The following is a 23,737-nucleotide window of genomic DNA, read 5'->3' as shown; positions in this document are numbered from 1 at the left end:
ATAAATAAGACACCTCTTTCCCCCTAAAAAGTACAATCCTATTTATTGATAAAAATAGATAAATTAAATATTACTTTTTCGGTAAAGTAGGTTTAGTCGCGTAATCTACATTATGCTTCTCTAAATACTCACGAATTAGTTGGCGAACCACTTGTGAAGGCTTTAGATCCTGACGATTGCACAATTCCTCAAAAGCTTCCTTTTTGTTCGGGTCTATCAAAATAGTTAATCTTGCTGTTTTATTTTCCATATCCCCAATCTCTTAATTTATTTAGAAATAGAATTCTAATAACATTTATGAGTTTTTCAATGATATTTTTTTATTTTATAGTATTCATATTTATAACTTTACATTCATAGACTTAAGTCGACTATTTCACTCAAGTTTCAACATCTTTAGATAACCTATATTTGGGCTATATTTATATGCTAAATATACTTTCTATTTTTGAGTATTGATGATTTAAAATGGCTATTACACCGTATCCAATATAATAGCCAATCGATATTTTTAAGAAAAATCTAACTCTTTTTCAAAAATTCGAAGTTCATGTCTTGCCATCGCTAAGTTCGATTTTTGGCGATCCAATACCAGATATAAAAATAAATCGCTATTCTTTTCAAGTGGACGTAATAAATGATACTGCTTCCCGAGTGTGATCAAAACATCATCAATCGTATCTTTCAAATCTAGTGCTTTTGCTGTTTTAATTTTTGCTCTTAAAACTTCCGTATTTCCAGCAGCAGCTAGTTCTAAATCGATCCCCGTTCCTTGAGCGGCAAGTGATAATCCACTTGTATAGTCTACAAGTGCTGCTGCTGTGAAGCCATCAATTTCAGCCAATGGATTTAAGTCAATTTTAGCCATTATTTTTTACCCCTTTTATTCAATATAAGATGATTTATATAGATTTATAACGCTATATAACAACATAAAAATATCATAAAATGATAATAAAATATTATCTTATTATAATAATATGTGATTTTTTTAATGTTTTTCAGCACCTTGACACACAAAAGCCCTCCAATGAGGGCTCTATCAAGCTTTTGAACTTTTTAGCTCAGTGCTTACATCCTAATAGTAGAATTAGATCTTGCTCTTTTAGCGACTTTTATAATTTTTGTTTGTTTTGTTTTTCATAGGCAAAAAGTAGATAAGAAATCTGTGAAAATAATTACAGTTCAAAAATATCCAATTAATTTTTAAATCCAACACCATGATTGCATAGCATTTTTTGACAATAAAAATTAGCCAAAAGTACTCTTGGTTAAAACCACAAAATTAGTCGTCATTCTGCTTGAATGATATTTTCATTTGTTTAAAAACCAAGCCCGATGCGATAAAACCAAGGCATCCAATAACGATAAACTCAACAATAGCTTCCGTTAAACCTAGAACAAAAAAAACTATGGATAAGACTACCGATACAGTAAAAACGATCTTCGCAAACATTAGAATTAAGCCACTTTAAAGATCAATGTAAATTTAACTATAAAATCATAGTATATAAGTTTTATGAAATTAAATAAGTAACGATAAATTTCTGTGTAATCGTGACCGCACTGAGCTCAATGATTGTCTATGTTTTGGATTTGTAGTCTTGCTTTAATCCACTTTATTTTTATAGTGTTAGATGAAAAATCCTATTTTTAGAAAAATCTGAACAAATTATCAATCTATTAAATTTAGCTGTCCATCCGTTATTTTTAAATTAAATGAAGTTAAGAATTTAGCAGTTCTGTTCTTTTGGAGATAGAATTCCTAGGTTTATATCTATCAACTGCGATACAAACATTATGCTCAAGCTGAAGATATGCCAAAGTTAAAATACGATATCGGCAATAGCTGCAGAATCAAGATAAAAACCCTATTGTATTTTTAAGAATTTAGATTCACTTTTCATGTGAATCAATATTAATGATCAGGGAATTGTTGATCTTGTCATGATAAAATCATTTTTTAAAGTAATTCAAAAATCGTTTGGAAGAATTTTTCATGAAACTTATAGTAATTTTATCTACCTTTACGGTTTTACTTTCCGGCTGTGCTGCAATGAGTGTTGAACAATGTAAAACTGCAAATTGGTTTAACGTTGGCGAAAAAGATGGCGCTGCTGGAAATAAATCCCATATAGATAAATACTATTCCTCTTGTAAAAAAGCCAATATTATTCCTAGTCAAAATCTTTATGAAATGGGTTATCTAAAAGGTTTAGGGGCTTACTGTCAACCTGAAAATATCTTTTACGAAGCTTTAGAGGGTCGTGGTAATTTTCGAGTTTGTCCTGCAGAGAAACGTGAATCCTTACGTCATTATTATCAAGTCGCCAATAACTTTTATCATGCGAATTCAGAATTTAATACCTCACAAAACAACCTAGATTACTATCTTGGAAAGTTAGATAGTAAAGACCTCTCTACCAAAGATCGTGATGACTATAAAAAGAAATTATCTGACCTCCGAAGCAATAGCAGTCAAGTACGCTCACGTTATCAAGATGCACTTCGGAATCTAGAACGTTTTAAAGCTGAGCATGATCTCTATTAGTTTTAAACAAAGTCACAGAGATCTACTCAGTAATGATTTCGAACGTCGCTTGGAATAAATCATTCGAATAAAAAAGCCTCACATCACTGTGAGGCTTCCCCTTAATTTTTGCGCTGATTAAGGATTATTGTATGTTTATTCACTATAATGAATTAACAATCACAGTTTTACTAAATAACGTGAAATGTGTCAATTTTAAAACATGAAACAACCATATTTTTTCAACTATTCACCATCATTCAATGATACAGACTTGTTTTCTTAATGGACTATCATCTGCAAGATCGTCATTAGATGAACCAATACCATGTGTAATGCCATTTTCATCATAAAATGACAAAAATGTATAAGTTTTATTTTTATCACAGTCTACATAATTGATCATTTTCATATATTTAAAAGAATTATCCTGCCTATCCTTAGCGACTCTTAGCATAACTGCTTTATATCTAGGCTGGTCCAATTTCGGCTCTCTTTTTACAAGAAAAAGCGACTTTTTTATTTTAGATGTATGCTTATCATCTAGCTCTTTTTTAAACTTTTTAATATCTAATTTTTCTTCAAGAAAAGTCGGTTTTATTGGATCAGCAAAGCTAAATTTCGAATTCAATAAAAGAAATGCCAAGAGAATTTTTTTTATCATTGATTTGAATGTCATCTACAAAAAAAGTTCAATCATATAAATTAAAGCCCCAACTTTTGATGGGTGCACTCGCTAAGTAATTTTAAAGACTTATATCAATATCGATGTTGTTGGCAATGTCAGAAACAATATCTTTATTCGTATTCACAATCAATCGACCTGTTTCCACGATCAGATCAACGGCATCCAATGGATTTATCGAATTCACGATATCATTCATTATGCTAGAGTCTTTTTGCTCTTGTTGAGATTGCTGTTCTAAATCTTCATTTTCTAAATTATTCACTTTGTTCTCCCATAAGCCTCATATAAAAATCTCCCAATGATCAGGAGCTATTCAGTTGACTACATATCGATAGCAGAACTATGCCATATTCCCTCTACAGGACCAATAGCTGACTTCTATTCATAGTCTCGATCCAGCAAATGCAGAGTATAGTGATCTTGTGAATATGTATCTTTTTTTGACATGTGGTTCATCCCCACAATAAAACGAGACAGACTATTGAAATGGTTTTCATCATTGAGTCTTATCTTGATTGAAAAATTAAACCCAATCAAAAAATAAAAGTTGGTTCATTTAGGTGGTGGAATCAAGTTATGGTTATTTCTTTCTGGAGATCTTAAAACTTACAGTGTTTTAATTCCAAAAAACAGAAAATATTTTTTCTTTACCAGCATTTTTGATCCTCACCTTGTAGCCCGCTTTCTTAAATTCTTCACCCAAATTAATTATGTCATGTTGAGCAAAATCTTTAGTAATGTATTCACTTACAAATAATTCTCCTTGATCAGCTTTTAATCTAATTTGTGTTTTCAAAAATCTTTTAAGCTGCTCAATTGAAAAATATGGCGCTTGATTGGAATCAATATTAGCTTCACTCATTTTATGTATTGGCATTTCAAAACTCACAATCGCAAAGTAAAAAAATATTATGAACAGCTTAACTTTGAATTGGGTATAAAAATTGAAATATCATGTATTCTTTGTCATTTCATTTATATGATTATTTTTTAACAACTTTTAAGCAATGATGACAAACCTCCAACTCGCCATCTTTACAATAATGTGTCTCAATCACACGATGAAAGCCAAGCATACATTTTAATAACTGGATCAAAATCAATCCCTCCATAAAGTAAAAAGCCCATCTCAAGATGAGCTTTTCCATTGAGCAGTTTTATTTTGGAAGCCATACTCCAGTTGGCACATTTCCCAACAGGTGCACCAGTAAAGTTAAGACAATAAATACGGAAAAGAAAAAAACGATGTTTATTGATTTGTCTATCATAATTTCACCCTCATTTTATTGTTGTTTCTTTTTTATACAATAAATTATGTAAAATATCAAACAATTTAAATAACTTAAGATATATTTTTACCATTTGTTAAAATAAATCATCAAACAATTAAAATAAAAAATTCATGAATGATCCTAAATGATCACCATTTCACTCTAACCCAAGTGTACCAAGGCAGAACGGAAAGATATAAAAAAAGACGCCTTAGCGCCTTTCATTTATATGAAGTTTATTTAAACAATAATATTTAATTTTTTAAGTAAAAAATTTTTAATAATTTCATTCTCATCTAATAACATCAGTTCATCAGATACCCAAAAAATATAAAATACGTTTTTAAATTGAATTTTTCTTTTGAAGTAGTTTGTCGTTGAATCTGTTAATTTGCCTTTTACTTTAAAAGACTTTTTATTATCATTTCCAAGCAACTTACTTCCATGCCAGGGACCGCCTATGCAAATATTCATAAGAATTAATTTTAAAGATGTTGTTTTGAATTTACATCAAATCTATAAATAAACAACCCATACCTTCATATAAATTTTAAACAAAAAAATAATAGACCACATTATTGGACCAAAGAGCACATTATTTGAACTTTATTAGGTCAAGCTAGTAAGCAGAATATCAATTTACCGTAGCTATTCGGAATATGAATTCATTCATCTTTATTAAAAAACGTGCTGAAATTCACATTAAACCCTCAATATTCTTCAAATAAACTTAACTATTCAGTTGTCTACAGATACTAATATTCATTTTTTAAATCGTTTTTATGATTTTAGATAGAAGCCAGGCCAGACACCTAGCATTTATTGATTAGGCTAAAATTAATAAACCCACCTAAAAATAGGTGGGTTTATTAAAGACTTAAAAGTAAGTCAAAGTGAAAAGCACAACCTTCTTCACTGGTTAAATTTTACACAATTCATATTAAGATTCAAGAAAATATTTTACCTTTTGGTAAAGCTTCATATATGTATCGTAAATTTTATGTAACAGACTGATTAAATCCTTAGCAAAATCACCCAAGGATTGTACTCCAAGCGATCTAAAGCTTAAATTTACTGAATGACAAAACAACACTCTTAATACCCAATATGCCATATCACACATATAAAAAATGGATTCAAAATATTGATTTAATATAATATTTTATAATCTTAAAACGTATCCCGATCAACTTTTCCAATCACCCCCTAAGTGAAAGTAAATATGAAATATTCAGAACAATAAGCCTATTCCTATAATACTCATACATAAAGTCAGTCGCTTTTTAAAATTTTTTTAAGTTTTGGCTATTTATACTTATACGATCATTGATTGGGTTTTGACAAATGATTGACAATCTCACCTATTTTGCAAAAGTTATAAGAGCATATTTTGTCTCTGATAAGGAATATTTAACCAAACGTTTTATTAATAAACTTGGTTATATTCCCAATTTTGATCAACCTAAAAGTTTTAATGAAAAAGTCACAGCAAGAATGATTTTCGAAAGAGATCCATTACATACCTTATTAGCTGATAAATTGGCTGTAAGAGAAGTGATCAGCAATAAAATTTGTTCTTCCCATCTGGTCCCATTGATCGGCGTATATAAATCTTTCAATGAAATTGACTTTAGTCGAATGCCCGACAGATTCGTTTTGAAATGCAATCATGATAGTGGCAGTGCAATCGTATGCAATGATAAGCGTCAATTTGATCAAAGAAATGCTGAAAATAAGTTAACGCATCACTTAAAACAAAATATGTATTTCAGAAAAAGAGAATGGCATTACAAAAATATTAAGCCATCAATTTTAGCTGAGCAATATGTTGAGTTATTGATAGACCAAGAGACTAAATTAACCATTACCACATGTAGAGTTCATTGCTTTGAAGGTCAACCCAAATTTATTGAAGTCGATGTACAAGATGGCCTCAAAAATGAATATTCAAATATTTACGATACATCGTGGACTCTCCAACCATTTACAGTTGATTTAAAAAACAATAGCCCTGCATATTTAAAGAAACCAGCTTGATTAGATATCTTAATTGAGCTATCTCAAGCGCTCTGCCTTAAATACGGTTATAGCCGAATAGATTTTCTAATATCAAAAAATAATATCTATTTCAGCGAAATAACCCTAACACCTAATGCTGGAAGAATGGTCATTGAACCTAAAGAATGGGATATGAAACTTGGTACTTATTGGCATTTATTTTAAAGATGATACAAAAAAATACCCATAAAAAAGTGGACTTGTGGGTATATAAATCATAAAAGCGGATAAAAAATCCACGAAGTTTACTTCAATGAAAATATGACATATTACATGTAACCGATCAGTCACTACACAATAAATTTAAACTCAAATTTTCCTTTATAATCAATAGTATCTAAGTAATCTTTAATATCATGTGCTATATTCTTAAAGGTTTCTAAAACATCACTTGGTGGATCAATAACGACTTCAATTTTATAATTTTCATCTTCTGTTTTTGTCGTCTGTGTATATACGCCATCACAACTCATTTTTAATTTTAGATAATCCTCTAGCGCTTTAGTTAAATGATTTGTTACCAGCTCAATTTTTGAAAATTTGTGCATATACCCTCTTTCCTAAATCGCTTGTCATAACTAGATAAAGAATTTCGTACCTACCACCCAAATACTCTTTAATTTATCAGAAAGATAAATTATCCAGACATTAGTTCTTAAGTTACGATTCACTATATCGTATTTTATAGATATACTAATTCAAATTCAGGCTGAAAATCAACTACTATTCTTTTAAATTTTCTACCATTCTGAGATTTCATACCAATAAAAAATAAATTTTCAGTTATTTTCTTCTTCTATTCTTATACTTCCTAATATATTTATACCAACACAGTTCTTAAAAAAGATCTTTCATAAATCAAAAAATGATCATGTGGAGTGAATCAGATTGGTATTGAAAGTTACTTCTCCCTTTGGGAGAAAGTGAGGATGAGGGGGATTTTATGTTGATCTATGGTTTTAATAAGGACTTATGAAGAAGTCTAAAATATAAAGTCATATCTACAATGGTTGCAACTGTTCAGATCATTTTACTCAGCACTAATCCAAGTGTGACCCAATCCAAATGTGACCCAATCTAAGTGTGATGAATAAAGCGCGGAAAATAATACATCTTCAAATGACAACAAAATCAAAAGATGTGATTGATTTAAATGAATTAATATTTACACAACTAGGAATGATGATTTTAAAACCAATGACAATAAATCATTTATCATCACGTATTAATCTATTTTATTTATACAAGACTCATTTCTAGATCACACTAATGATATCTTAAAATCCCTATAACCACCTGATACTTAAATAAAAATTACTCATTAACTTCAGCAAATTTTAGACCTTTTTAAATATTTTTTAAAAAAGGACTTTTTGTTTCATAACATTTCCAACATATAAGTCTATACATAAAAGTGTTATAGTATAACAATTCAAAAAAGAGCTTTTCATGACAAATCCATATATCAACAGCAAGTTCTATATTCTAATTTTGGTCTTATTTATCTCAATTATGACCACTAATGTAATCCATAATGATTTTTCAGACACCTTATTAACCATAATTAACTGTTTTATCATCATAAAAATATTACATGTATTATCTATTCAACTTTTAAACACAATCTTTAAAATTTGTAATCCTTAATTCAATTAAACTATACACTTACATTTATTCAATATAAATAAAATATTCTTCAGCAACGATTAAAAAACATTTAAAATAAAATACTTATGAGTACAAATAAGTCTAGAAAACGCTAAAATCATCATTTAATTTTTATAGAAAAAAGCCCTCAAATGAGGGCTTTTATACATTTCTTAGTATCCAACAGTAAAACGTTGATTAATATGGTTGTTATTTTCAATTTCATCAGATAATGCTATTGCAAAATCTTCAGCTGAAATTTTACTGCCATCTTTACCAATTATAAGTTCATCTTTTCCTAAACGAAATTCTCCTGTACGTTTACCTGGAGCAAACTCAGCCGAAGGTGATATGAAAGTCCATTCAATATCATCGACTTGTTTAAGTTTTTCAAGGAAATTTACAGCAGCTTCTGCTTCAGGTTTATACGCAGCAGGAAAATCATCCGTATCCAATAAGCGTACATTTTTGTTGGGAATAGTCAGTCCACCAGCACCACCAACAACCAAATAACGCTTAACTTTAGAATCCCGAATTGTGTTAATCAATGCATTCGCATCTAAGCCATGAAAAGGAACAGCACTTATCACGGCATCTTGCCCTTTTAGAGCTTCTACAAGCGCTTCATGATCATTTAAGTCCACATCTACGGATAAGACACGCTCTGTATCTGGTACTTTATGTGTATTACGTGCGATGGCTTTAACGTAATGGCCACGTGAAACAAGCTCTTCTAAAATACGTGAACCCGCCATACCTGTTGCGCCAATTAAAGCAATCTTCATAATAGTTCCTCACTTATTTTAAGATAATTCAAAAATCTTAATCAAATAGTTTTATAAACCATTAAATATAAAACTTATAATATTTAAAATTTTATAAATAATCTATACATGAAATAATTAACAATTTATCGATTAAAATTGATAACCCATTATCACCTCAATAGCTTTATTATAAATCATTATTTAAGTTTATTTTCTGTCAAAATCATGTAAACAATGTCACTTTTTAATAGCTCTCATGTATAGGTATTTATTTTTAAGTACAATGATTTCAGTAACTGACTTTCACTTGAATAAATTTTATGCCTTATTTTAAAATATACCTACTAAGATGGCTGAGTTGCCTTAGCTGCCCCTATTAAAGGTGGTCAAGAAACAGAAAAACGTTATGATTATTCACTTCGGGTAGCTAAACACACAGCTCTAAATTTTCATGTTTAAAAACTGCTAAGAGTGTAGCATCGTATATTCAGTATGCAGTTTTGATTAGTTAAGTTACTCTATGAGGTAACTCTTAGTCACTTTAGACCGATTAAATTAAGGCTAAAATTATAAAAATGAATTGAGAAGCTTAGAATATTTAATTCAACTGCTTCTCATCATTTGTCGTTGCTGGCGAACTAATCCTAGCTGCATCTTTCTCTCAAGTATTTCTTCTTCAGAAAATGATAAAGAATCTTTTAATATTTCAATAGGTAATGAACTATTTTCAATCAAATAGCAGTCTTGATCAGTTGACCATTCTGAAATCAATGCTGTTTTTTTGCGCTTATGTCTATGATGCATATAGATACCCTTAATCAAAATCCTTATAGATTTATTTGCCGATCAATCCATTCCAAAAATTTATTTTTATTATTTATTTCAGGTGCGTTGACTATTACTATATTTTTTTTACTGCCAAATTTACCCGAGATTTTGTTTGGTTTCTCAAAATTGAACTCATCATCTGTGCCTTCATTTAAAGCTCTGAAATATTCAGCGATCTTCTCAAAATTTGTTTTACTATTAAAGTCAGGTCTTAAAAGTAAAAAATTATAAATTTGTTCTAAAACAAAATCATAGTTAATATTTTTCATAATGTTCTCAGTTCAAATTTATTTAAATGATTTAAGTATTTTCAAATTCATTATATCTAACGATAGAATGATTAAATTCTATCGTTAGATGGTTTATAGTGACTATACCTTTCCACGAGAAATAAAACCAATCACAGTAAGGATAACAGCGACAACTAATAGAATAACTGCAAAATCTTTTGAAAGACCTGCTACACCACCAAACCCTAAAAGACTCGCTATAAGTGCTATTACAGCAAAGATAATCGCCCAACGAAACATAATATAGTACTCCCTGAAATATATTTTGATTTAAAACAACACTATAAATTAATAATTTAATTCAAGTGTTATTTTATGTGATTAAAATGTTTTAGTTTATAATATTTTTCACTTAAAATAACACTAAAATTTAAGCATAACAATTAAGATCAACTTACTATTTAAAAAAAAGTAATCGCTAAAATTTACTTTTTATATAAGTTATTAAGAGTAAAAAATCGATCGACACGTGTATCCTTTAATTTCGGCATAATCATTTTTATCATGAATAAAACAGAACAAGAAATAAAAAGCATGATGATGACTTCAACAGAGTAACTTATCATGAATAAAAGGCTATAGAATCCTAAAAAGAAAGATAGACTTAGGAATACCTTTTTTAAATAAATTGTGATCAATATCCCATACAATAAAGCTGATAAAAACAAGTTAAATTTCTTATTCATCCCCAATTGATCAAAAATAATAATGAGTAATGAAATACTTAAAACAGAGACAATAAAAATAACAATATTTTTTAAAATTTGCATTTCATCCTCTCCTATTTCATATTTATAAAAATGCTCCCCCCTTAGTTGTCCGACTAAGGGGGAAGACTCCCCCAATACACAACACTTTTATTCAACGCATCATTTTTATAATGAATTATTTTAATTTAAGCGTTAGCGACAATCACTTTAAATTAAGATTCAGATTTATAATAATGATGAGCACTTGTGGTGTATCTAGGCAGTATAAATAATATGAAATTTAGCGATATAATCCATGGCTTACATGATTGTGAGAAATTTCTTACATTTGTATATTTTTTAACCACATAAAATTCAAAATATGTAAATTAAATATGTTATTTTCAAATACTTAATTTTAACAATAGGCTCAATTTGTTTTGTAAAGTAACAAAACACTCAAACAGTGTTAAAAAACTTTACATTTCATGTTTAGACCGGTTGGTACGATTTGTTAGCTTTTGATTAATTATCAATGTATTGTAGTCATCGTTACTAATCTTTCTATGTGAATACATAAAGCTTATTAATAAAATTAAAGCGTTAGCACTTAGTTCGAAGTAATTATTTATCGTGGAAGCCTTCTAATGGAATTTGTAAGAGTTTTATATGCAAGTAAAGCTACGAGTACTCATCCAAATCTTAAGAATGATTTGATAGAAATTCTTAACACAGCTGTTGATTTCAACTCTCGCAATGAAATCACAGGCGTTCTTTATTATGGACATGGATATTTTGTTCAATGTCTTGAAGGACATAAAAGTAAAGTTGATGATCTGTTCTATAATCAAATTTTAAAAGATCAACGTCATCAAAACTGTGAGATTTTATATTACGAAACATGCGACATAGGTTTGTTTAAGCATTGGAATATGAAATTTGCCCCTGTCAATAAAAGACTTGGTGACTTTTTCCTAGAAAATCATCGTGATGATTTCAATCCATTTCTTCTTTCTAGTGAGACGATCCCTTCTTTTATCGACCTTTTAGCGGATGAATACGCTATTGAGCCATATAATTTTGATATCAATGAATAAGATTTTTTATACGAATCTACGCAACTTGAGGAAAGATGTATGCTAATTCGATTGTGCTATGCGAGTACTCGAAATGAATTAGCCAATGACCTTATTGAAGATTTAAATGCTATCTTAAATACTGCGCGTGATTTTAATGGAAAAAATAAGATTTTTGGCGTTCTATATTATGCCAATAATCATTTTTTCAATGTCTTGAAGGTGAAAAGTCTATAGTTCAAGCGCTATTTCAAAGTATAAAAAATGACGCTAGGCACAATAGCATTATTGAATTTGAAATCATGGATATTGACAAAATTAGTTTTAAAAACTGGTCAATGAAATATGTACAAAAGTGCTCAAAAGTTGATTTATTTTTTAATCAGCTTGGCTATGACTCATTTACGCCAGCAGCCCTCAATGACGTTCATTTAAATAGCTTATTAAATGAGCTTTTGAAAGAAAAGCAAACTCGAGTGCGTAAAAAGGTCGGTTTAAATCAACGAGGAATCTCCTCATTTCTTTAAATATTAAAAGAGAGAGTTATGGACCCTCTCTTTTAAAGAATTTTAAAGTTTGACCGATTGACTCGAACCCAGTTGCTCTGATTCACCAGATATAGATGCTTTCACTAATTTAAAAAAGTAACAAGCTTCCCTGCGCCATTACAAACTGAGTCTAGTTAATGAATGGATTAATCTCTTGTTGGTCGCTTGTTAAGTTTTCACTTTTAATTTCCTATACCTATAGAGATGTATTGTTACCATCCCTAAATAGATAAAGTTAAATCGTTTTTACCTTAGGTTCATGTTTTAAATTATTATGAAAATTATTTATCTTTAATATAATTAAGTTTTATGAGTAATTCATTTTATTGTTATTATTAATACTAACTACTTTAAAGTTACAATTTTTATAATTAATATTTTCGTTTATTCTTGCATGATCAAGTTCATCCCATAATTCAAAGTAAAAAAATTCAGATGTGTCTGAATAAATCCAAAACCACAAAGTAGATTCATCTTTTTTGACTGGGTCATAAATACTATCTTTAACTTTGACAAGTTTATGTAAATGAAATTTATCATCTTGAAGTACTATTTCATGAATACTCAATAGTGTGATTCCTGCAATTTAAAATCATTTAGACTATAACTCATTTTTATTTCTTTTTTTTATTATGATTTTTTTAAAAATGTAATTTAATGATTAAATGTACATATATCTTTATATATGTAAGTTAAATTTAAGCTAAGCTGGAAAGATTATTGAGTAATATCTCAATAACGTGAATAGATTTTAATCCGTATTAAATTCAATATAGTAGAACCTAATTTAAAGTCGCACGTGTATGCTATGAGTCCTAACAATAATACACTCTTCTAAGGTATCTCCTATTCCAGCATCTCGAAGATGTTTGTACTTGACTTGAAGACACCAAAAATTGCCACATGATCTCGATATTTTTATTTTGTTGCTAACTTATTGCAAACATGTTGAATATACCGCCAGTTTCTGCAATTTTTCTGAATTCACGAATAATAGAGATGCAACAAAAGCACAAAAAAAGACCTATAAGCTTTTGAATCGCTTATAAGTCTTTAAAAATCTTGGTAGGTATATCCAGACTCGAACTGGAGACCTCTACGATGTCAACGTAAGTACACTTCTTATAATACAAATACTTATATCTAATTGGCGCCCATGATTCGCCCATTATTTTTGTTACAAAAAAGCATCACTTCAAAAACAATTCTTTCTCTTTTTTGCGACGATTAACGAGACCTTGTATTTTTTTACCATTGTCATACACCCAACGATCAAATTGTTCGGCCGCCAACTTATATGAGCTTTGATTTAATACACTGAGTAATGTACTTTTAACAAATGCTGTTTCGCCAATGTTATAAACGAGCGAGGCAAGCGCATCAAATTGGTTCTGAGTTACAGGCACTTTTACATACTTATCTAAACAAGCATCTACCCACTTACAATCGTTTTTAAGCCACATCTCTGCTTGTGCTTGAGTACATATATCGCCTTTGGCTACTCGAACACCTTTCGGGTATTTAATCGTTCCATATCCGATTGTCCATATGCCGCCAGTATCTAAATACGCTTTGGGTTGAAAGCTTTCAAATTCACGGATTATTTGAAATCCATTTTCTGAAATATCTCGTTGGGTTGCGATAGCCAAAGCGAAACCTATGACTTTGGCAAAGGTAGGTAAACCATTCAACGCAATAATTGCGTCCCCTGCTTCCACTTGTTCTTGAGTTAATTTACCGCCTGACATTGCCCGAAGCCATGAATACGCCTGCGCAATTTGATATGGTTGATCAATCACCGTTACTCTCCTTAATGGCTTTATCAGAATTACCAAAATAGAAACCAAATACTGTAGTTCCCCACCCAATAATTGCGCCAAGAACAATATTGACTAAATCACGGTTACGGTCAGGGATATCAATAAAAAATAGCCCTATAATTGATAGAACAACCATTGCTAAGGCTATAAAAGCAATAATAGTTTTTGTTAGTTCCTTATTCATTTTCAAGTTCCTTAGGGGTTCGTTTACTCAATACGGAAATATCTGTATCAAGTCGAATAAGTTTCGATTCAACAATCGCAATGCGTTGATTTGCGTCAGATATGCGTTGTTGTGTTGCTGATAGACTTTGAACCGTCCATATCCCAAACCCGATCACACTAGCCAAAGCTGTATTGGCGATAAGTTTCGCGAAATTAAGACCACCTTTTGCTTGGTTCATGTCAGTTTGTAATACTGTGATTGAATCTTTATTTGAGCTGGATAAATTTTGATGCGCTTCATTACGTTCTGATAATCGAATCAATGCGTTATTCATCTCAGACATTTGATGTTGCATTGAGTCGATCTTCTTTTCTAACCGCATCCCATACGTTTCATTTTCAGACATATAACCCCCAATTTATTATGTAGTTCGTTTCCAGATGGCAAAAACCATACTTGGTTGTACGTTGTTATGTGATTTCCCCTCCCCAACACTTCCTGAGCGCGCTGATCCATCTGAGCCACTTGAGCTACCATTAATTGATCCAGTGCCAGTTTTGTTTGTAGAGTATGGGATAGAGAAATCATGTTCGGGCAATTGATCGACAGTTAGGGTGTGTTCATAATCACCAAACGTACCGCCAATGATTTTTGTCCATGCTGGGTCTAAGGTTGCATCTGAAAGACCAACAATCGCTTTCCCTTTTGAGATAAGCTCCCAAGTACCGTAGCCAAGTTTGTCGGTTGGATTTGCAGAAGTTAAAGCCAAGTAAATATCGCCCACTTTGATTTGCATGCTTTCGATAGCTGATTCTATCTTCTCATCAACAGCATCAGATAAAGCCTTAATCGCGGCATCAATTGCTTCGTCTCTGTCAGTTTTAACCTCTTTATCAAGATCAGTTCTTAAAGCCCCAGTATCATCAAGCAAGTCATTGATCTGGTCTGTGTGCTCATCTCTAGCTGCCTCAAGATCAGTTACACGTTGCTCAATATTGTTTGCACCACCTGAATTGCCATCGATCAAGGCTTGAGCAATCGACTCAGCATCAGCAATGCCATCACCCTCCTCAATCAAATTACCTTCAGCATCGAAAACCTGAAAAAAGTAATCCCCTGAAATATAGATCGATGCACTGCCCATATCGTCAAGAATGACAGGCCATGTATTTAAACTTTCCATAACCTTATCAGAATATGTATCTTTTTCATTTGTTGTGCTTCCTGCCTCATACGCAAAAACTTGACCGCCTATCAATGGCTCTCCGTTTTTATCAAAGGCTCGATATCGCACTGGTGTTAATGGGTATGCTGTCATTTTGAACCTGCATTAAAAAACCGCCTTTCGGCGGTTATTGGTTTGTGGTTTACTATCTTTCTTTATTGATTTGAGCACCTGCCACAGGTGTAATTGGTGCAACTTTGTCAGCATATTGCAATAAATTTGCCAACTTAGAGTTGTAACTTGGAGTACCCATTCTTCCTGCTATACCTGTATTAAGCAAATAACGTAAAGATGGTCGTGTTAAACCTAATGCAAATCCTGATGTTCCCCCTGTAGCCATAGAGCCGCCAATACCAGCTGCACTATCAAACAAGGTTATACCACCACCCCCGCTGCGTCCCACGTTGTTTAATTGAGGATAAACAGAAGCAAATTGAGCGGCTTGTTTAAGCTCGCTTGTAAGAGGTACACCTTTTCCAAGCATTGAAGCTAGTTTATTTGCAGACACATCCCCGACTTCATCCATTGCATCTTCAATTGTGTGGGTTTTTGCAATTAGCGATCTAGCATTCTTGAAATTAGCAATGGCATTGTTGCTTAAAGATGAATTTCCTACTGCTCGATCAAGCTGTTTTTCTAGAGCTTCCGCTGCTGCCTTGGTTGCTCTCCCTAAATCCACATCATCAGCCTTAAATGCTTTCTTAGCTACTTCTCGCAATGATCTTATAGCGTGAATTGCAGCGCTTGCTTCAAACTCACCATTCACTGGCTTTACTTGATTTATGGCCTTTATTACATCGTTCGATACTTTTAAAGGAAAGTCTTTTGCTAAATCTTCATAAGGTTTTATGATATTTTTAATATCATTGGTAAATGATTGATCAGCCTTAATTTTTCCTAATGATCTCACAACATCATATGCTTGACTTGCTTGCTGCCTAACCCCCTGAAGACTTGCTTCGGTGAGAGGTTTATTAATAGGAAGCCCTAGACTTTGCTTTACTAAAATATTCGTTATATCTTGGTTTTTTGAACTAGCGATTTTAGCTAAATCCGCCTCTCCTGCAATTTTTGCTAAAGATTTATTTAAGAAGTTGGGATTGCTATAACTAGGCGGAATTGTATAGCCTGCTGCTTTAGCATCCTTAGCAAGTTGATTTCTGGGCGCATCTAAAACCTTATTCACAGCATTACTAGAAATCTTATCTGTAGCTTTAGATGCAAGTGTAGTTAAGCCTTTTCCCGCAGCTCCACCTATAGCCCCACCAATAACCCCTGCAGCAGCATTTTTGGATCTTGTATTAGAGTCTTTAGCAAAACTTGCTTGTGAAATTAATCCACCAGATACAGCACCTCTACCTGCAACACCTAATAACCCACCACTACCTGTAAGCGCAATTGGCGCTGTACCTGTGACTGCTCCTCCAAGGCGCCAACCATCAAAACCTTGATCATTTGCTTCTCGGCGTAAGTTATGCCAATCCTCAGTATCTTTACGCTCCTTTGTGAAACGTTCATATGATTTTGTATCTAAATTAGTTCCTAGTAGGTTATTTGCTAATCCACTGATACCATCCGCTGCATAAGTAGCACCTTGAATAGCGCCTGCTGCTAAATCAGAAAAACCAAGCAAACCAGACTCCCAAGCCTGAGTTCCCCCTGCTTCTTTAGCAGCTTGGGTCATACCCTCTTTTTGTGATGCTTTCCAGTCGAACGGTTTATAGTTTGCTCGTTGCTGTTGTTTTGCCATAGCAACTAATTGGTCAGCATTTAATTGCGTACTCTTTGGTATTACTTCACCATCAACACCAATAGTTGTGGAGAATTGTCCTAAATCAACTGGACTTTCCCCTTTGCCTTGTCTTGCCAGTTGAACCAACTGATCTGCTGTTAATTGAGCCATATTTTACCCTTTATAACCTAATGCATTTAAATCGATAAACTTTGGTTGAAATTCTTGATTTGACTTTTCTTGATAGCCCAATTTATTTAAGTCAACAAACGATGGCTGAAATTGTTCAGTTATCTGAGGCTTGTATCCAAGTGCATTTAGATCTACAAGATTTGGAGAAAATTGTTTTTGAGTTGGTTGCTGCTGCTGTCCAACCACACCACCCAAAGCTTGATAAAATTTATCTCTATTCATATGCCCTGATTTATATTCAGGGTCATCATATCGCCAACGGATATAATTACGCCCCAACACTGCCGCACCAGTTTGATAATCTATATCTGGATTATTCAAAAAAGTTTGAGCTGTTTTGCTATAAGCTTTATTGCTTCTCATCTCATTCACAGAGAAGTGAGCCATTGAGTTAAGCGCTTCTTGAGTAGGTAATATACCGTTGCCTTTTATCAAGCCCTTTGATTTCAAATCCTGGTAAAGCGCTTGCCCACGGTTGCCTTGCCATGACAACATGCCTAAGTTGGCAGCTCCGTTTTTAGGGTCAATATGCACCCCAAACAGATTTTTAGGGCTAAATGAACCCTCACGCCCTACTTCCGCTGTGATGATTCTCGCTTGATTGGGTGACAAGCCTGCATTCAAGTAGGCTTGATAAACTTGTTTCTGCAATAGACTTGCCATACTTTATCTCCGGGCATTAAAAAACCCACCGAAGTGGGTTTAATTGAAATACTTACTTTAAATATTTTAGGTTTGGAGCATTAAGTTAAAATCATATAAAGCTTTAGATGCCCACAAGAAGATTTATTGTGATTCACTAAGATCAATTGTTGACATATCCATAAATCTTAGTTGATCTTTGGTAAAGCTAAACCCTTTTCCACCAGATTTGCAAGCAACCTCCCAGAAACCTTCTCCAATCGAATCTGGAAAAATCACACTAAAATTAGCTTGTGGTTTAGTTGTGGATTTGGAAGTGTCTCCGCTCTCCAAGTATTCTACATGCGCTAACTGTTTAATTGATTTATTGGGGCAGGATATCCTGTTTAGTGTTTTTGATGATGTAAAGTAGTTTTTATCATACATCTTTTTTCTTACAGACTTGCTCCATAAGTCAACAGTCTTTGTTTTAGCATCATACTTATAGTATCCTTTATCAACCCAAAAACTTTCACTGCCCGTTGAAGTAACATACTTCCAATCCGCCCCAAAACTAAAACTTGAAGCAAACAATCCACAAATTAATATTAGTTTTTTCATTATTCACACCACACTTCACAGGATTCTTTTGTTCTGAGGTTATACAATTTAGCTGTAGCGCAAGCGCCATAAGGACTACCTTCTAAAAATAGAATTTTATCATTTTGCCTCATGTTAAAGCAGTAGGATTTAGCCTTATATACCTCCCCATTTATTATAAATAATTCATCATTTGATGAATGTTCGAGAAGGTAGGTGGTTGCTCCAAAAGCAGCAGTTGACGCACAAAAACCAACCATAAGTAAAATATTTTTCATTATAAATCCCCCATCGTAATGAGGGATTTATAGCACACAAAACGATCAATTATCTACTGAATGTTAACGCCTTGAGCTTTAAACATATTCACGGCATCTTGAACGCTTAAGCCCATCTGCTGAGCTGCTTGCCTAACCTCTACCATTGATGTAGTCATAGATTGGTTTGATCCTACACTTTGTTGGCTTTGAGACTGTTGAACAGCATTTGGATTAACATGAAGCTTGGCTAACTTACTTGCCTTAACTGCCGCTCCAGACATAACCTTAGATATTTCACTTAAATTACTTTGTAATGTAATAGGATCAAGGTTTATATCAAGATTAGAGATAGACGTAGCAAGACGCTGACCTTCTGCATCGGTTAAAGCCCCTAATCCTCTCATTTTAGCAATTTGATTTAAAAATACTTGAGATTGCAAGGTCTCAATCTGTGAAGCAAAGGTTTTTTGAGAAGAACCTGGTACTTTAGCTAAAATACCAAAACCGCCAGCAGTACTATTTAAACCTTTAAGATCATTTGCTAATTTAGCAGCCAAAGTTGAAGCACCCGCCGCACTTTTAGCAGCATCTTCATACCCTAGAGCTTTTTCCATACGTTCAGTCTTTTGAATCTGTGTTTCACCACTTTTCACTTGTGCTTTTAATACAGTGCCGTTTTTATCTGAAACAGCAATCCCTTTACCACCTGGATAAACGTTATATCTTGTCCCATCTGGAGCCGTAAATTCATCAATGGGTTTATTTTTGGCAATCCAATCTGCTAATTTTTGAGCTTCAGTAAATTGGCTTTGCTTCTGTATACGATCTTTGTTGGCTGTTTCTGCATCAGTTGTAATTCCAAGGGTTTTTGTTTGATTGTCACGTATATTATTTGTATTACTCGCTTCATTGTTGGCAACGGTATTTGCCTCAGGTGTCAAATACTTGATTGGATCTGAAGCCCCAAGTAATCCATAGCTTTTACGAATATTCTCAAAAGCATCTGAACCGCCTTGATTATTTGCAGCTAAATCGATCAATTGAGCTTTTGTTGCTTCAATAGTTTCAGGTGGCAAACCATATTGTGAACCTAGAATCTCTAATTTTTTTGCAGCATCTGTGACATCTGTAGACGTAGCAATTAAATTAGATAGTAAAGTTTGCCCTTTTTGAGTATTTCCTAATTTTTTCTCACCTGACTCCTGATACAACTTCCCTGTTTCAGCATTAGTTTTATTGGTATCTGCATTAAACTTAATCGCATCTTGTTGAGCTTTTAATTTCACTGCATTTTGTTGCTGAATCATCCCTGACAACGTATTAACCATTTCAGGTTGATATCTCTGATTGGGATTTGTTTGTACTGACTGTAAAGACTTATTTAAATCAACTTGACCGTCTGCACCAGTATTTTGAGCGATCAATCGAGCTAAAATTCCCTGTTGCTGCTGTTGCTGAATCTGATTGCTGAACTGTTGGCCGTTATTAAAAGAGTTGGCTATGTCTTCAAATGAAAGGCCCTTATAGTTAGGGCCAATTTCAGGATTGAAATAAACAGGGATTGGGTTTTGAGTCGCCATAATATTTACACCTTATGAGGTTTTACCACCACCGCCATAGCGTTTAGCTAATGCGCCAATGCCAGATGAACTATTCTTAATAACATCGTTTAGCATCTGATTGTTTATGTCAGTCTTTTGAATTAAGCCATTAGCATTTGCACCTGCTGCGTTATAAAGACCTGTTGCTTGCGCATTTGCAGAATTTACAAGCGCATCAGCATTAAAGCCCGCAGATGAAGTTAATCCAGCTGCATTAGCATTTGCAGAGCCAAGTAAGCCTTGGGAGATCAATTGAGAAAGTGAGGTTTGATTGCCAGCAACATTAGAAGCATTGTTATAGGTCATATTGCTCATATTGTTTGCGGAATTCTGCCCCATTTGTGCAGTAGTAGATAAACGATTAAATGCATTAGCCTGATCGTTACCAAAGCGGTTATAAGCGTTTTGATACTCTTGACTTGCAAGATCACTGTTGTAACCATTTAATGCTTTAAGTGTTGCACCGCTGAGCAATCCACCGCTTGCGGCAGCACTAGATTGGATTCCGTCCATACCTTGCTGTTTTCGAAATGCGTAACCCGGATCAGCATTAAAATCTGACATGCTAAATCCACGTGTCAAACTGCCATCAGATAAACCTTTTGATAATAAGCCACTCGCTTGAGAGCCTAAATCAGCATAAGGTTTCTGATATGCTAATGCAGAATTTAAGCCATTGCTCAGCGTTGAATTCGCTGTATCGTATCCACGTTGCAAATTATTATTAGAATCAAGATAACCTTGACTTAATAATCCTGAACCTTTTAATGCTGCATCTGATTGTAATTTGCCTGCGTTTGTATAGGCACTGCTTTGAAGACCTGCAGCTTTTTTGGCTGCTGCGGCTCGTTCTGCTGCTGCTTTTGCGGCTGCCTTTTTGGCTTTACTACTTCCATAAAGATTACTGCCAATTGATACTGCGGCGGTTCCTGCTGCTACCCATGACATGTGATTTTCTCCTGATTCAAACTTAGAATAAATGCTTCAACTTCGCTCTCAGGAACGATCACATCGGATTCAATCAATGCAAGATCCTGTGTATCTGATGGATTTGGATGTACTGTGGTCCATACCGTATCTTCATGAACAATCAGAGCACGTTTCGCTCCGGGTTCACTAATAAACGTCAATGGTGCTTCGTATTCATGAAGCCCCTCTGAAGTTGCAACAGTTACTTTGCCTTTTGATATAATGTTCACATGGGCATGACGATGTACTTTCCCAATCACTACTGAGCCTGCTGGTAAAAAGCATTCACGCGCATAATTACCAGGTGCAAAATGATGTTCAACTGGTATGTCTAATTGCTCAAGCTCAAGCAAACTTTTCTGTAAATCGAATACTTTTTTTAAATAATCTAATGGTTCTTTTTCTATTGAAGTGGCTTCATTAGAGCCAGTTAAAGAACTGAGTAAGTCCATGATTGACTCCTTATTGTTAAGGTAAAACTAATTTTCCTATACATTGCATAGGGATGTGAAAAGTTGTCGCCGCCATTGTGTTTGGCGCATTTAACCATTGGCTACTGCTTGTCGCTGTAGACTCGTTATAAACATCGGAAGGAGAAACTAAAGTGAGTGCATTTGAGTTTCCTGAGAGCCAAGCAAATACCGCAGAGATCCCAGCATTATCCGTACCTTTCGACCAAATTTTATAGTTCTTATCAGTTATAGTTAAAATTTGTCCTGACCCAAAAACTTTATGTAGTAAAAATCCTCTGACCCAAAGATTGCCGCCTATTCTTGCAAACTCTAATTTCGCTGGGAGCCCGCCAATAGTTGCATGACCGAAATTTGACGCATTAAAAGTTCCTATAGTTTCTGCGTCAACCCATACAGGGATTGAGCTTTTTAGTTGAGCTTGTAACTTTTGAAATGCAGTAATCACATTATCAGTTGGCAATATCTCTGCATTTGTACCTGCAACCAAACCCTCAAGAATCGTTGCTAAAACTCGTTGGTTTTTAAAATATAGGTTTTGGCTGCCTTCAGGTACTTCATCCGTATTTGCACCAGCGTTTGCTTGAGTAACTACCCACTTAGTGTCTGAGCTATCCCAAATAGCGACCATTCGATCGAAGCCAGAACCTGAGTCGATATGAGCATAATCACCATCTGAGGCAGTTGGCAATGCCGCAGTCAAAGCTGCATAACTATTAAAGACACCTTTGAAATGTTGGATATATTCAGAACGATCTAATTTGTCTGTGATACCTAGAACATTTTGAGCATCCAATAATGTTGAAGATCCAGTACCACCATGCTCAATGGGAACAACATCATTAGGCTCAAATTCTCCCAAACCATCTGGCCTATGCTTTAAGGGAATTGTCATACTGTCACCGTTTGAATGTTTAATTGGGTACCATCAGATAAGAAAAATGGAAGTTGAAAGTCACTTGTTAATGGGATGCTCTGTTTTGTTCCATCAGTTAAAAAAAATGGCAATGATAATTTCACTGCCACGATTTCAGACCACTCAGCGTCTTTACGCCCATAGGTTTTTCCATCCTCTGGGGCATCAACAAAGGTTGAGTTTGCTATGTTGTTTATTTGGGTCTGTAGACTTTTAATCTGTTTTATTAAATCACTTTGTGAGCTGCTAAATGTGTTGCTTAGATCGTTTAAAGAGGATTGTAATTGCTCAATGCTAGATTCAATTTGCTCAAGTCGCTGATTCTCTTGTGAGCCATTAATTAACTCATATAGCTTTTCAATCTCTTTTTGCTGATCATCATTTGTTGATTTGACATTGCTTGCAAGTTCAAGTGCTTGATCTGCAATTTGTTTAATCTGGGCAATTGATTCCGTGTTGCTTTCACTTGTATTTGAATATAGAGAATACAGTTGCTCAAAAAAAATAAGCCAGATTGTCGTTATCTGGCCGTTTCTATCAACGAGTAAATCTTTTGAGGGGATGCCTTGAGTCATTCGAGTAGCCCCTCAATTATTACGATCTTGATTGGTTCTGAACATCGAAGTCGAAAGACTCGATCTCGACCAGACCCAAGCCGACGAGCAATCACACGTTTACGATACTCACCTTTTTTACCCAAAGGGATCAGGCGAGTATCAGACCATGTATGGCCGTTATCATCTGACCAATTAAGTTGTAAAAGTGGTTCCATG

The 23,737-nt window shown here is 33.6% G+C and carries 29 protein-coding genes and 2 pseudogenes; 4 read left to right on the top strand and 27 right to left on the bottom strand.

The features are described 5' to 3' along the window. Window positions 1–70: 70 nt before the first annotated feature. Together FY049_RS09740 and FY049_RS09735 are read right to left on the bottom strand one after the other, a co-directional pair. Window positions 71–250 carry a ribbon-helix-helix domain-containing protein gene (locus tag FY049_RS09740; RefSeq protein ID WP_262779851.1) on the bottom strand — a complete coding sequence of 60 codons (180 nt, stop codon included), beginning with the start codon at window positions 248–250 and terminating at the stop codon, window positions 71–73. Between the two features lie 261 nt (window positions 251–511). Beyond that, complete coding sequence (locus tag FY049_RS09735; protein ID WP_004721210.1) at window positions 512–868, bottom strand: hypothetical protein; 357 nt, start codon at window positions 866–868, stop codon at window positions 512–514. A 1,131-nt stretch (window positions 869–1,999) separates the two neighbouring features. Between FY049_RS09735 and FY049_RS09730 the strand changes: the two genes are divergently transcribed. Then, on the top strand, window positions 2,000–2,551 hold the full coding sequence (locus FY049_RS09730; RefSeq protein WP_262779849.1) for a DUF2799 domain-containing protein: 552 nt from the start codon (window positions 2,000–2,002) through the stop codon (window positions 2,549–2,551). A 235-nt stretch (window positions 2,552–2,786) separates the two neighbouring features. Here the strand turns inward: FY049_RS09730 and FY049_RS09725 are convergent, their stop codons facing one another. From FY049_RS09725 to FY049_RS09710, 4 genes are all read right to left on the bottom strand, one after another. Beyond that, a complete protein-coding gene (locus tag FY049_RS09725) occupies window positions 2,787–3,194 on the bottom strand; it encodes a hypothetical protein (protein ID WP_004721214.1) in 408 nt (135 codons plus the stop codon). An 82-nt stretch (window positions 3,195–3,276) separates the two neighbouring features. Next, window positions 3,277–3,480, bottom strand: a complete 204-nt coding sequence (locus FY049_RS09720; protein WP_004721216.1) for a hypothetical protein — start codon at window positions 3,478–3,480, stop codon at window positions 3,277–3,279. A 354-nt stretch (window positions 3,481–3,834) separates the two neighbouring features. Next, window positions 3,835–4,095: a hypothetical protein gene (locus tag FY049_RS09715; protein WP_262779846.1), complete on the bottom strand. Its 261-nt coding sequence runs from the start codon at window positions 4,093–4,095 to the stop codon at window positions 3,835–3,837. A 634-nt stretch (window positions 4,096–4,729) separates the two neighbouring features. Next, window positions 4,730–4,963 (bottom strand): hypothetical protein, encoded by a 234-nt coding sequence (locus FY049_RS09710; RefSeq protein WP_224965319.1) that lies wholly within the window; start codon window positions 4,961–4,963, stop codon window positions 4,730–4,732. Window positions 4,964–5,833: 870 nt separating this feature from the next. On the opposite strand from FY049_RS09710, the pseudogene FY049_RS09705 reads away from it, so the two are divergent. Beyond that, window positions 5,834–6,712 (top strand): annotated as a pseudogene (locus tag FY049_RS09705) (ATP-grasp fold amidoligase family protein). A gap of 125 nt (window positions 6,713–6,837) precedes the next feature. Here the strand turns inward: FY049_RS09705 and FY049_RS09700 are convergent. The 6 genes from FY049_RS09700 to FY049_RS09675 all read right to left on the bottom strand — a co-directional run bounded on the left by FY049_RS09700 (window position 6,838) and on the right by FY049_RS09675 (window position 10,849). After that, on the bottom strand, window positions 6,838–7,095 hold the full coding sequence (locus FY049_RS09700; RefSeq protein ID WP_166782637.1) for a hypothetical protein: 258 nt from the start codon (window positions 7,093–7,095) through the stop codon (window positions 6,838–6,840). Between the two features lie 1,272 nt (window positions 7,096–8,367). Next, entirely contained in the window at window positions 8,368–8,979 is a 612-nt protein-coding gene (locus tag FY049_RS09695) for an NAD(P)-dependent oxidoreductase (RefSeq protein ID WP_004721223.1), read from the bottom strand. 585 nt (window positions 8,980–9,564) lie between these two features. Further along, window positions 9,565–9,765 carry a hypothetical protein gene (locus FY049_RS09690; protein WP_327858531.1) on the bottom strand — a complete coding sequence of 67 codons (201 nt, stop codon included), beginning with the start codon at window positions 9,763–9,765 and terminating at the stop codon, window positions 9,565–9,567. A gap of 23 nt (window positions 9,766–9,788) precedes the next feature. Further along, on the bottom strand, window positions 9,789–10,058 hold the full coding sequence (locus FY049_RS09685) for a hypothetical protein (protein ID WP_446083635.1): 270 nt from the start codon (window positions 10,056–10,058) through the stop codon (window positions 9,789–9,791). A gap of 102 nt (window positions 10,059–10,160) precedes the next feature. Then, a complete protein-coding gene (locus tag FY049_RS09680; protein WP_004721227.1) occupies window positions 10,161–10,319 on the bottom strand; it encodes a DUF1328 domain-containing protein in 159 nt (52 codons plus the stop codon). A 185-nt stretch (window positions 10,320–10,504) separates the two neighbouring features. Continuing rightward, on the bottom strand, window positions 10,505–10,849 hold the full coding sequence (locus tag FY049_RS09675; protein ID WP_446083634.1) for a hypothetical protein: 345 nt from the start codon (window positions 10,847–10,849) through the stop codon (window positions 10,505–10,507). A gap of 566 nt (window positions 10,850–11,415) precedes the next feature. Here FY049_RS09675 and FY049_RS09670 point away from each other — a divergent pair. Together FY049_RS09670 and FY049_RS09665 are read left to right on the top strand one after the other, a co-directional pair. Further along, a complete protein-coding gene (locus FY049_RS09670) occupies window positions 11,416–11,865 on the top strand; it encodes a BLUF domain-containing protein (protein ID WP_446083633.1) in 450 nt (149 codons plus the stop codon). 39 nt (window positions 11,866–11,904) lie between these two features. Beyond that, window positions 11,905–12,371 (top strand): annotated as a pseudogene (locus FY049_RS09665) (BLUF domain-containing protein). Between the two features lie 328 nt (window positions 12,372–12,699). On the opposite strand, the gene FY049_RS09660 reads toward FY049_RS09665, so the two are convergent. The 15 genes from FY049_RS09660 to FY049_RS09590 form a co-directional block, all read right to left on the bottom strand. Continuing rightward, window positions 12,700–12,960 (bottom strand): hypothetical protein, encoded by a 261-nt coding sequence (locus FY049_RS09660; RefSeq protein WP_056512397.1) that lies wholly within the window; start codon window positions 12,958–12,960, stop codon window positions 12,700–12,702. A gap of 622 nt (window positions 12,961–13,582) precedes the next feature. Continuing rightward, window positions 13,583–14,140, bottom strand: coding sequence for a lysozyme (locus FY049_RS09655; RefSeq protein WP_446083685.1), 558 nt, complete (start codon window positions 14,138–14,140; stop codon window positions 13,583–13,585). Window positions 14,141–14,183: 43 nt separating this feature from the next. Next, entirely contained in the window at window positions 14,184–14,396 is a 213-nt protein-coding gene (locus tag FY049_RS09650; protein WP_446083632.1) for a hypothetical protein, read from the bottom strand. Then, window positions 14,389–14,784: a hypothetical protein gene (locus tag FY049_RS09645; RefSeq protein ID WP_446083631.1), complete on the bottom strand. Its 396-nt coding sequence runs from the start codon at window positions 14,782–14,784 to the stop codon at window positions 14,389–14,391. The genes FY049_RS09650 and FY049_RS09645 overlap by 8 nt, the downstream gene beginning before the upstream one ends. 15 nt (window positions 14,785–14,799) lie before the next feature. Then, the gene (locus FY049_RS09640) at window positions 14,800–15,696 is read right to left on the bottom strand and encodes a phage baseplate protein (protein ID WP_446083630.1); all 897 of its coding nucleotides are present in this window, start codon (window positions 15,694–15,696) and stop codon (window positions 14,800–14,802) included. 52 nt (window positions 15,697–15,748) lie between these two features. Next, on the bottom strand, window positions 15,749–17,506 hold the full coding sequence (locus FY049_RS09635; RefSeq protein WP_446083629.1) for a hypothetical protein: 1,758 nt from the start codon (window positions 17,504–17,506) through the stop codon (window positions 15,749–15,751). A gap of 3 nt (window positions 17,507–17,509) precedes the next feature. After that, on the bottom strand, window positions 17,510–18,190 hold the full coding sequence (locus tag FY049_RS09630; RefSeq protein ID WP_446083628.1) for a hypothetical protein: 681 nt from the start codon (window positions 18,188–18,190) through the stop codon (window positions 17,510–17,512). A gap of 123 nt (window positions 18,191–18,313) precedes the next feature. Then, window positions 18,314–18,769: a surface-adhesin E family protein gene (locus tag FY049_RS09625; protein ID WP_446083627.1), complete on the bottom strand. Its 456-nt coding sequence runs from the start codon at window positions 18,767–18,769 to the stop codon at window positions 18,314–18,316. After that, the gene (locus FY049_RS09620; protein ID WP_446083626.1) at window positions 18,769–19,026 is read right to left on the bottom strand and encodes a hypothetical protein; all 258 of its coding nucleotides are present in this window, start codon (window positions 19,024–19,026) and stop codon (window positions 18,769–18,771) included. Before FY049_RS09620 ends, FY049_RS09625 begins: the two co-directional genes overlap by 1 nt. A gap of 53 nt (window positions 19,027–19,079) precedes the next feature. Beyond that, a complete protein-coding gene (locus tag FY049_RS09615) occupies window positions 19,080–20,588 on the bottom strand; it encodes a hypothetical protein (RefSeq protein WP_446083625.1) in 1,509 nt (502 codons plus the stop codon). Window positions 20,589–20,600: 12 nt separating this feature from the next. Then, the gene (locus FY049_RS09610; protein WP_446083624.1) at window positions 20,601–21,557 is read right to left on the bottom strand and encodes a hypothetical protein; all 957 of its coding nucleotides are present in this window, start codon (window positions 21,555–21,557) and stop codon (window positions 20,601–20,603) included. Next, window positions 21,545–22,030: a hypothetical protein gene (locus tag FY049_RS09605; RefSeq protein ID WP_446083623.1), complete on the bottom strand. Its 486-nt coding sequence runs from the start codon at window positions 22,028–22,030 to the stop codon at window positions 21,545–21,547. Before FY049_RS09605 ends, FY049_RS09610 begins: the two co-directional genes overlap by 13 nt. Before the next feature lie 16 nt (window positions 22,031–22,046). Then, window positions 22,047–22,943, bottom strand: a complete 897-nt coding sequence (locus FY049_RS09600) for a hypothetical protein (RefSeq protein WP_446083622.1) — start codon at window positions 22,941–22,943, stop codon at window positions 22,047–22,049. After that, on the bottom strand, window positions 22,940–23,539 hold the full coding sequence (locus FY049_RS09595) for a hypothetical protein (protein ID WP_446083621.1): 600 nt from the start codon (window positions 23,537–23,539) through the stop codon (window positions 22,940–22,942). Before FY049_RS09595 ends, FY049_RS09600 begins: the two co-directional genes overlap by 4 nt. Next, window positions 23,536–23,736 (bottom strand): hypothetical protein, encoded by a 201-nt coding sequence (locus tag FY049_RS09590; protein WP_446083620.1) that lies wholly within the window; start codon window positions 23,734–23,736, stop codon window positions 23,536–23,538. The genes FY049_RS09595 and FY049_RS09590 overlap by 4 nt, the downstream gene beginning before the upstream one ends. Window position 23,737: the final 1 nt, after the last annotated feature.

Source organism: Acinetobacter sp. 1125_18A, from assembly GCF_052824985.1.
This window is presented reverse-complemented; position numbering and strand designations above follow the sequence as displayed.

What these genes read in the sequence shown, in the direction of transcription:
- FY049_RS09680 (WP_004721227.1), bottom strand. Translation starts at nt 10,319, where the DNA reads ATGTTTCGTTGGGCGATTATCTTTGCTGTAATAGCACTTATAGCGAGT.
- FY049_RS09700 (WP_166782637.1), bottom strand. Translation starts at nt 7,095, where the DNA reads ATGCACAAATTTTCAAAAATTGAGCTGGTAACAAATCATTTAACTAAA.
- FY049_RS09630 (WP_446083628.1), bottom strand. Translation starts at nt 18,190, where the DNA reads ATGGCAAGTCTATTGCAGAAACAAGTTTATCAAGCCTACTTGAATGCA.
- FY049_RS09635 (WP_446083629.1), bottom strand. Translation starts at nt 17,506, where the DNA reads ATGGCTCAATTAACAGCAGATCAGTTGGTTCAACTGGCAAGACAAGGC.
- FY049_RS09725 (WP_004721214.1), bottom strand. Translation starts at nt 3,194, where the DNA reads ATGATAAAAAAAATTCTCTTGGCATTTCTTTTATTGAATTCGAAATTT.
- FY049_RS09620 (WP_446083626.1), bottom strand. Translation starts at nt 19,026, where the DNA reads ATGAAAAATATTTTACTTATGGTTGGTTTTTGTGCGTCAACTGCTGCT.
- FY049_RS09610 (WP_446083624.1), bottom strand. Translation starts at nt 21,557, where the DNA reads ATGTCATGGGTAGCAGCAGGAACCGCCGCAGTATCAATTGGCAGTAAT.
- FY049_RS09595 (WP_446083621.1), bottom strand. Translation starts at nt 23,539, where the DNA reads ATGACTCAAGGCATCCCCTCAAAAGATTTACTCGTTGATAGAAACGGC.
- FY049_RS09615 (WP_446083625.1), bottom strand. Translation starts at nt 20,588, where the DNA reads ATGGCGACTCAAAACCCAATCCCTGTTTATTTCAATCCTGAAATTGGC.
- FY049_RS09675 (WP_446083634.1), bottom strand. Translation starts at nt 10,849, where the DNA reads ATGCAAATTTTAAAAAATATTGTTATTTTTATTGTCTCTGTTTTAAGT.
- FY049_RS09690 (WP_327858531.1), bottom strand. Translation starts at nt 9,765, where the DNA reads ATGCATCATAGACATAAGCGCAAAAAAACAGCATTGATTTCAGAATGG.
- FY049_RS09685 (WP_446083635.1), bottom strand. Translation starts at nt 10,058, where the DNA reads ATGAAAAATATTAACTATGATTTTGTTTTAGAACAAATTTATAATTTT.
- FY049_RS09695 (WP_004721223.1), bottom strand. Translation starts at nt 8,979, where the DNA reads ATGAAGATTGCTTTAATTGGCGCAACAGGTATGGCGGGTTCACGTATT.
- FY049_RS09715 (WP_262779846.1), bottom strand. Translation starts at nt 4,095, where the DNA reads ATGCCAATACATAAAATGAGTGAAGCTAATATTGATTCCAATCAAGCG.
- FY049_RS09730 (WP_262779849.1), top strand. Translation starts at nt 2,000, where the DNA reads ATGAAACTTATAGTAATTTTATCTACCTTTACGGTTTTACTTTCCGGC.
- FY049_RS09650 (WP_446083632.1), bottom strand. Translation starts at nt 14,396, where the DNA reads ATGAATAAGGAACTAACAAAAACTATTATTGCTTTTATAGCCTTAGCA.
- FY049_RS09600 (WP_446083622.1), bottom strand. Translation starts at nt 22,943, where the DNA reads ATGACAATTCCCTTAAAGCATAGGCCAGATGGTTTGGGAGAATTTGAG.
- FY049_RS09710 (WP_224965319.1), bottom strand. Translation starts at nt 4,963, where the DNA reads ATGAATATTTGCATAGGCGGTCCCTGGCATGGAAGTAAGTTGCTTGGA.
- FY049_RS09655 (WP_446083685.1), bottom strand. Translation starts at nt 14,140, where the DNA reads ATGTCAGGCGGTAAATTAACTCAAGAACAAGTGGAAGCAGGGGACGCA.
- FY049_RS09625 (WP_446083627.1), bottom strand. Translation starts at nt 18,769, where the DNA reads ATGAAAAAACTAATATTAATTTGTGGATTGTTTGCTTCAAGTTTTAGT.
- FY049_RS09640 (WP_446083630.1), bottom strand. Translation starts at nt 15,696, where the DNA reads ATGACAGCATACCCATTAACACCAGTGCGATATCGAGCCTTTGATAAA.
- FY049_RS09645 (WP_446083631.1), bottom strand. Translation starts at nt 14,784, where the DNA reads ATGTCTGAAAATGAAACGTATGGGATGCGGTTAGAAAAGAAGATCGAC.
- FY049_RS09735 (WP_004721210.1), bottom strand. Translation starts at nt 868, where the DNA reads ATGGCTAAAATTGACTTAAATCCATTGGCTGAAATTGATGGCTTCACA.
- FY049_RS09590 (WP_446083620.1), bottom strand. Translation starts at nt 23,736, where the DNA reads ATGGAACCACTTTTACAACTTAATTGGTCAGATGATAACGGCCATACA.
- FY049_RS09605 (WP_446083623.1), bottom strand. Translation starts at nt 22,030, where the DNA reads ATGGACTTACTCAGTTCTTTAACTGGCTCTAATGAAGCCACTTCAATA.
- FY049_RS09740 (WP_262779851.1), bottom strand. Translation starts at nt 250, where the DNA reads ATGGAAAATAAAACAGCAAGATTAACTATTTTGATAGACCCGAACAAA.
- FY049_RS09670 (WP_446083633.1), top strand. Translation starts at nt 11,416, where the DNA reads ATGGAATTTGTAAGAGTTTTATATGCAAGTAAAGCTACGAGTACTCAT.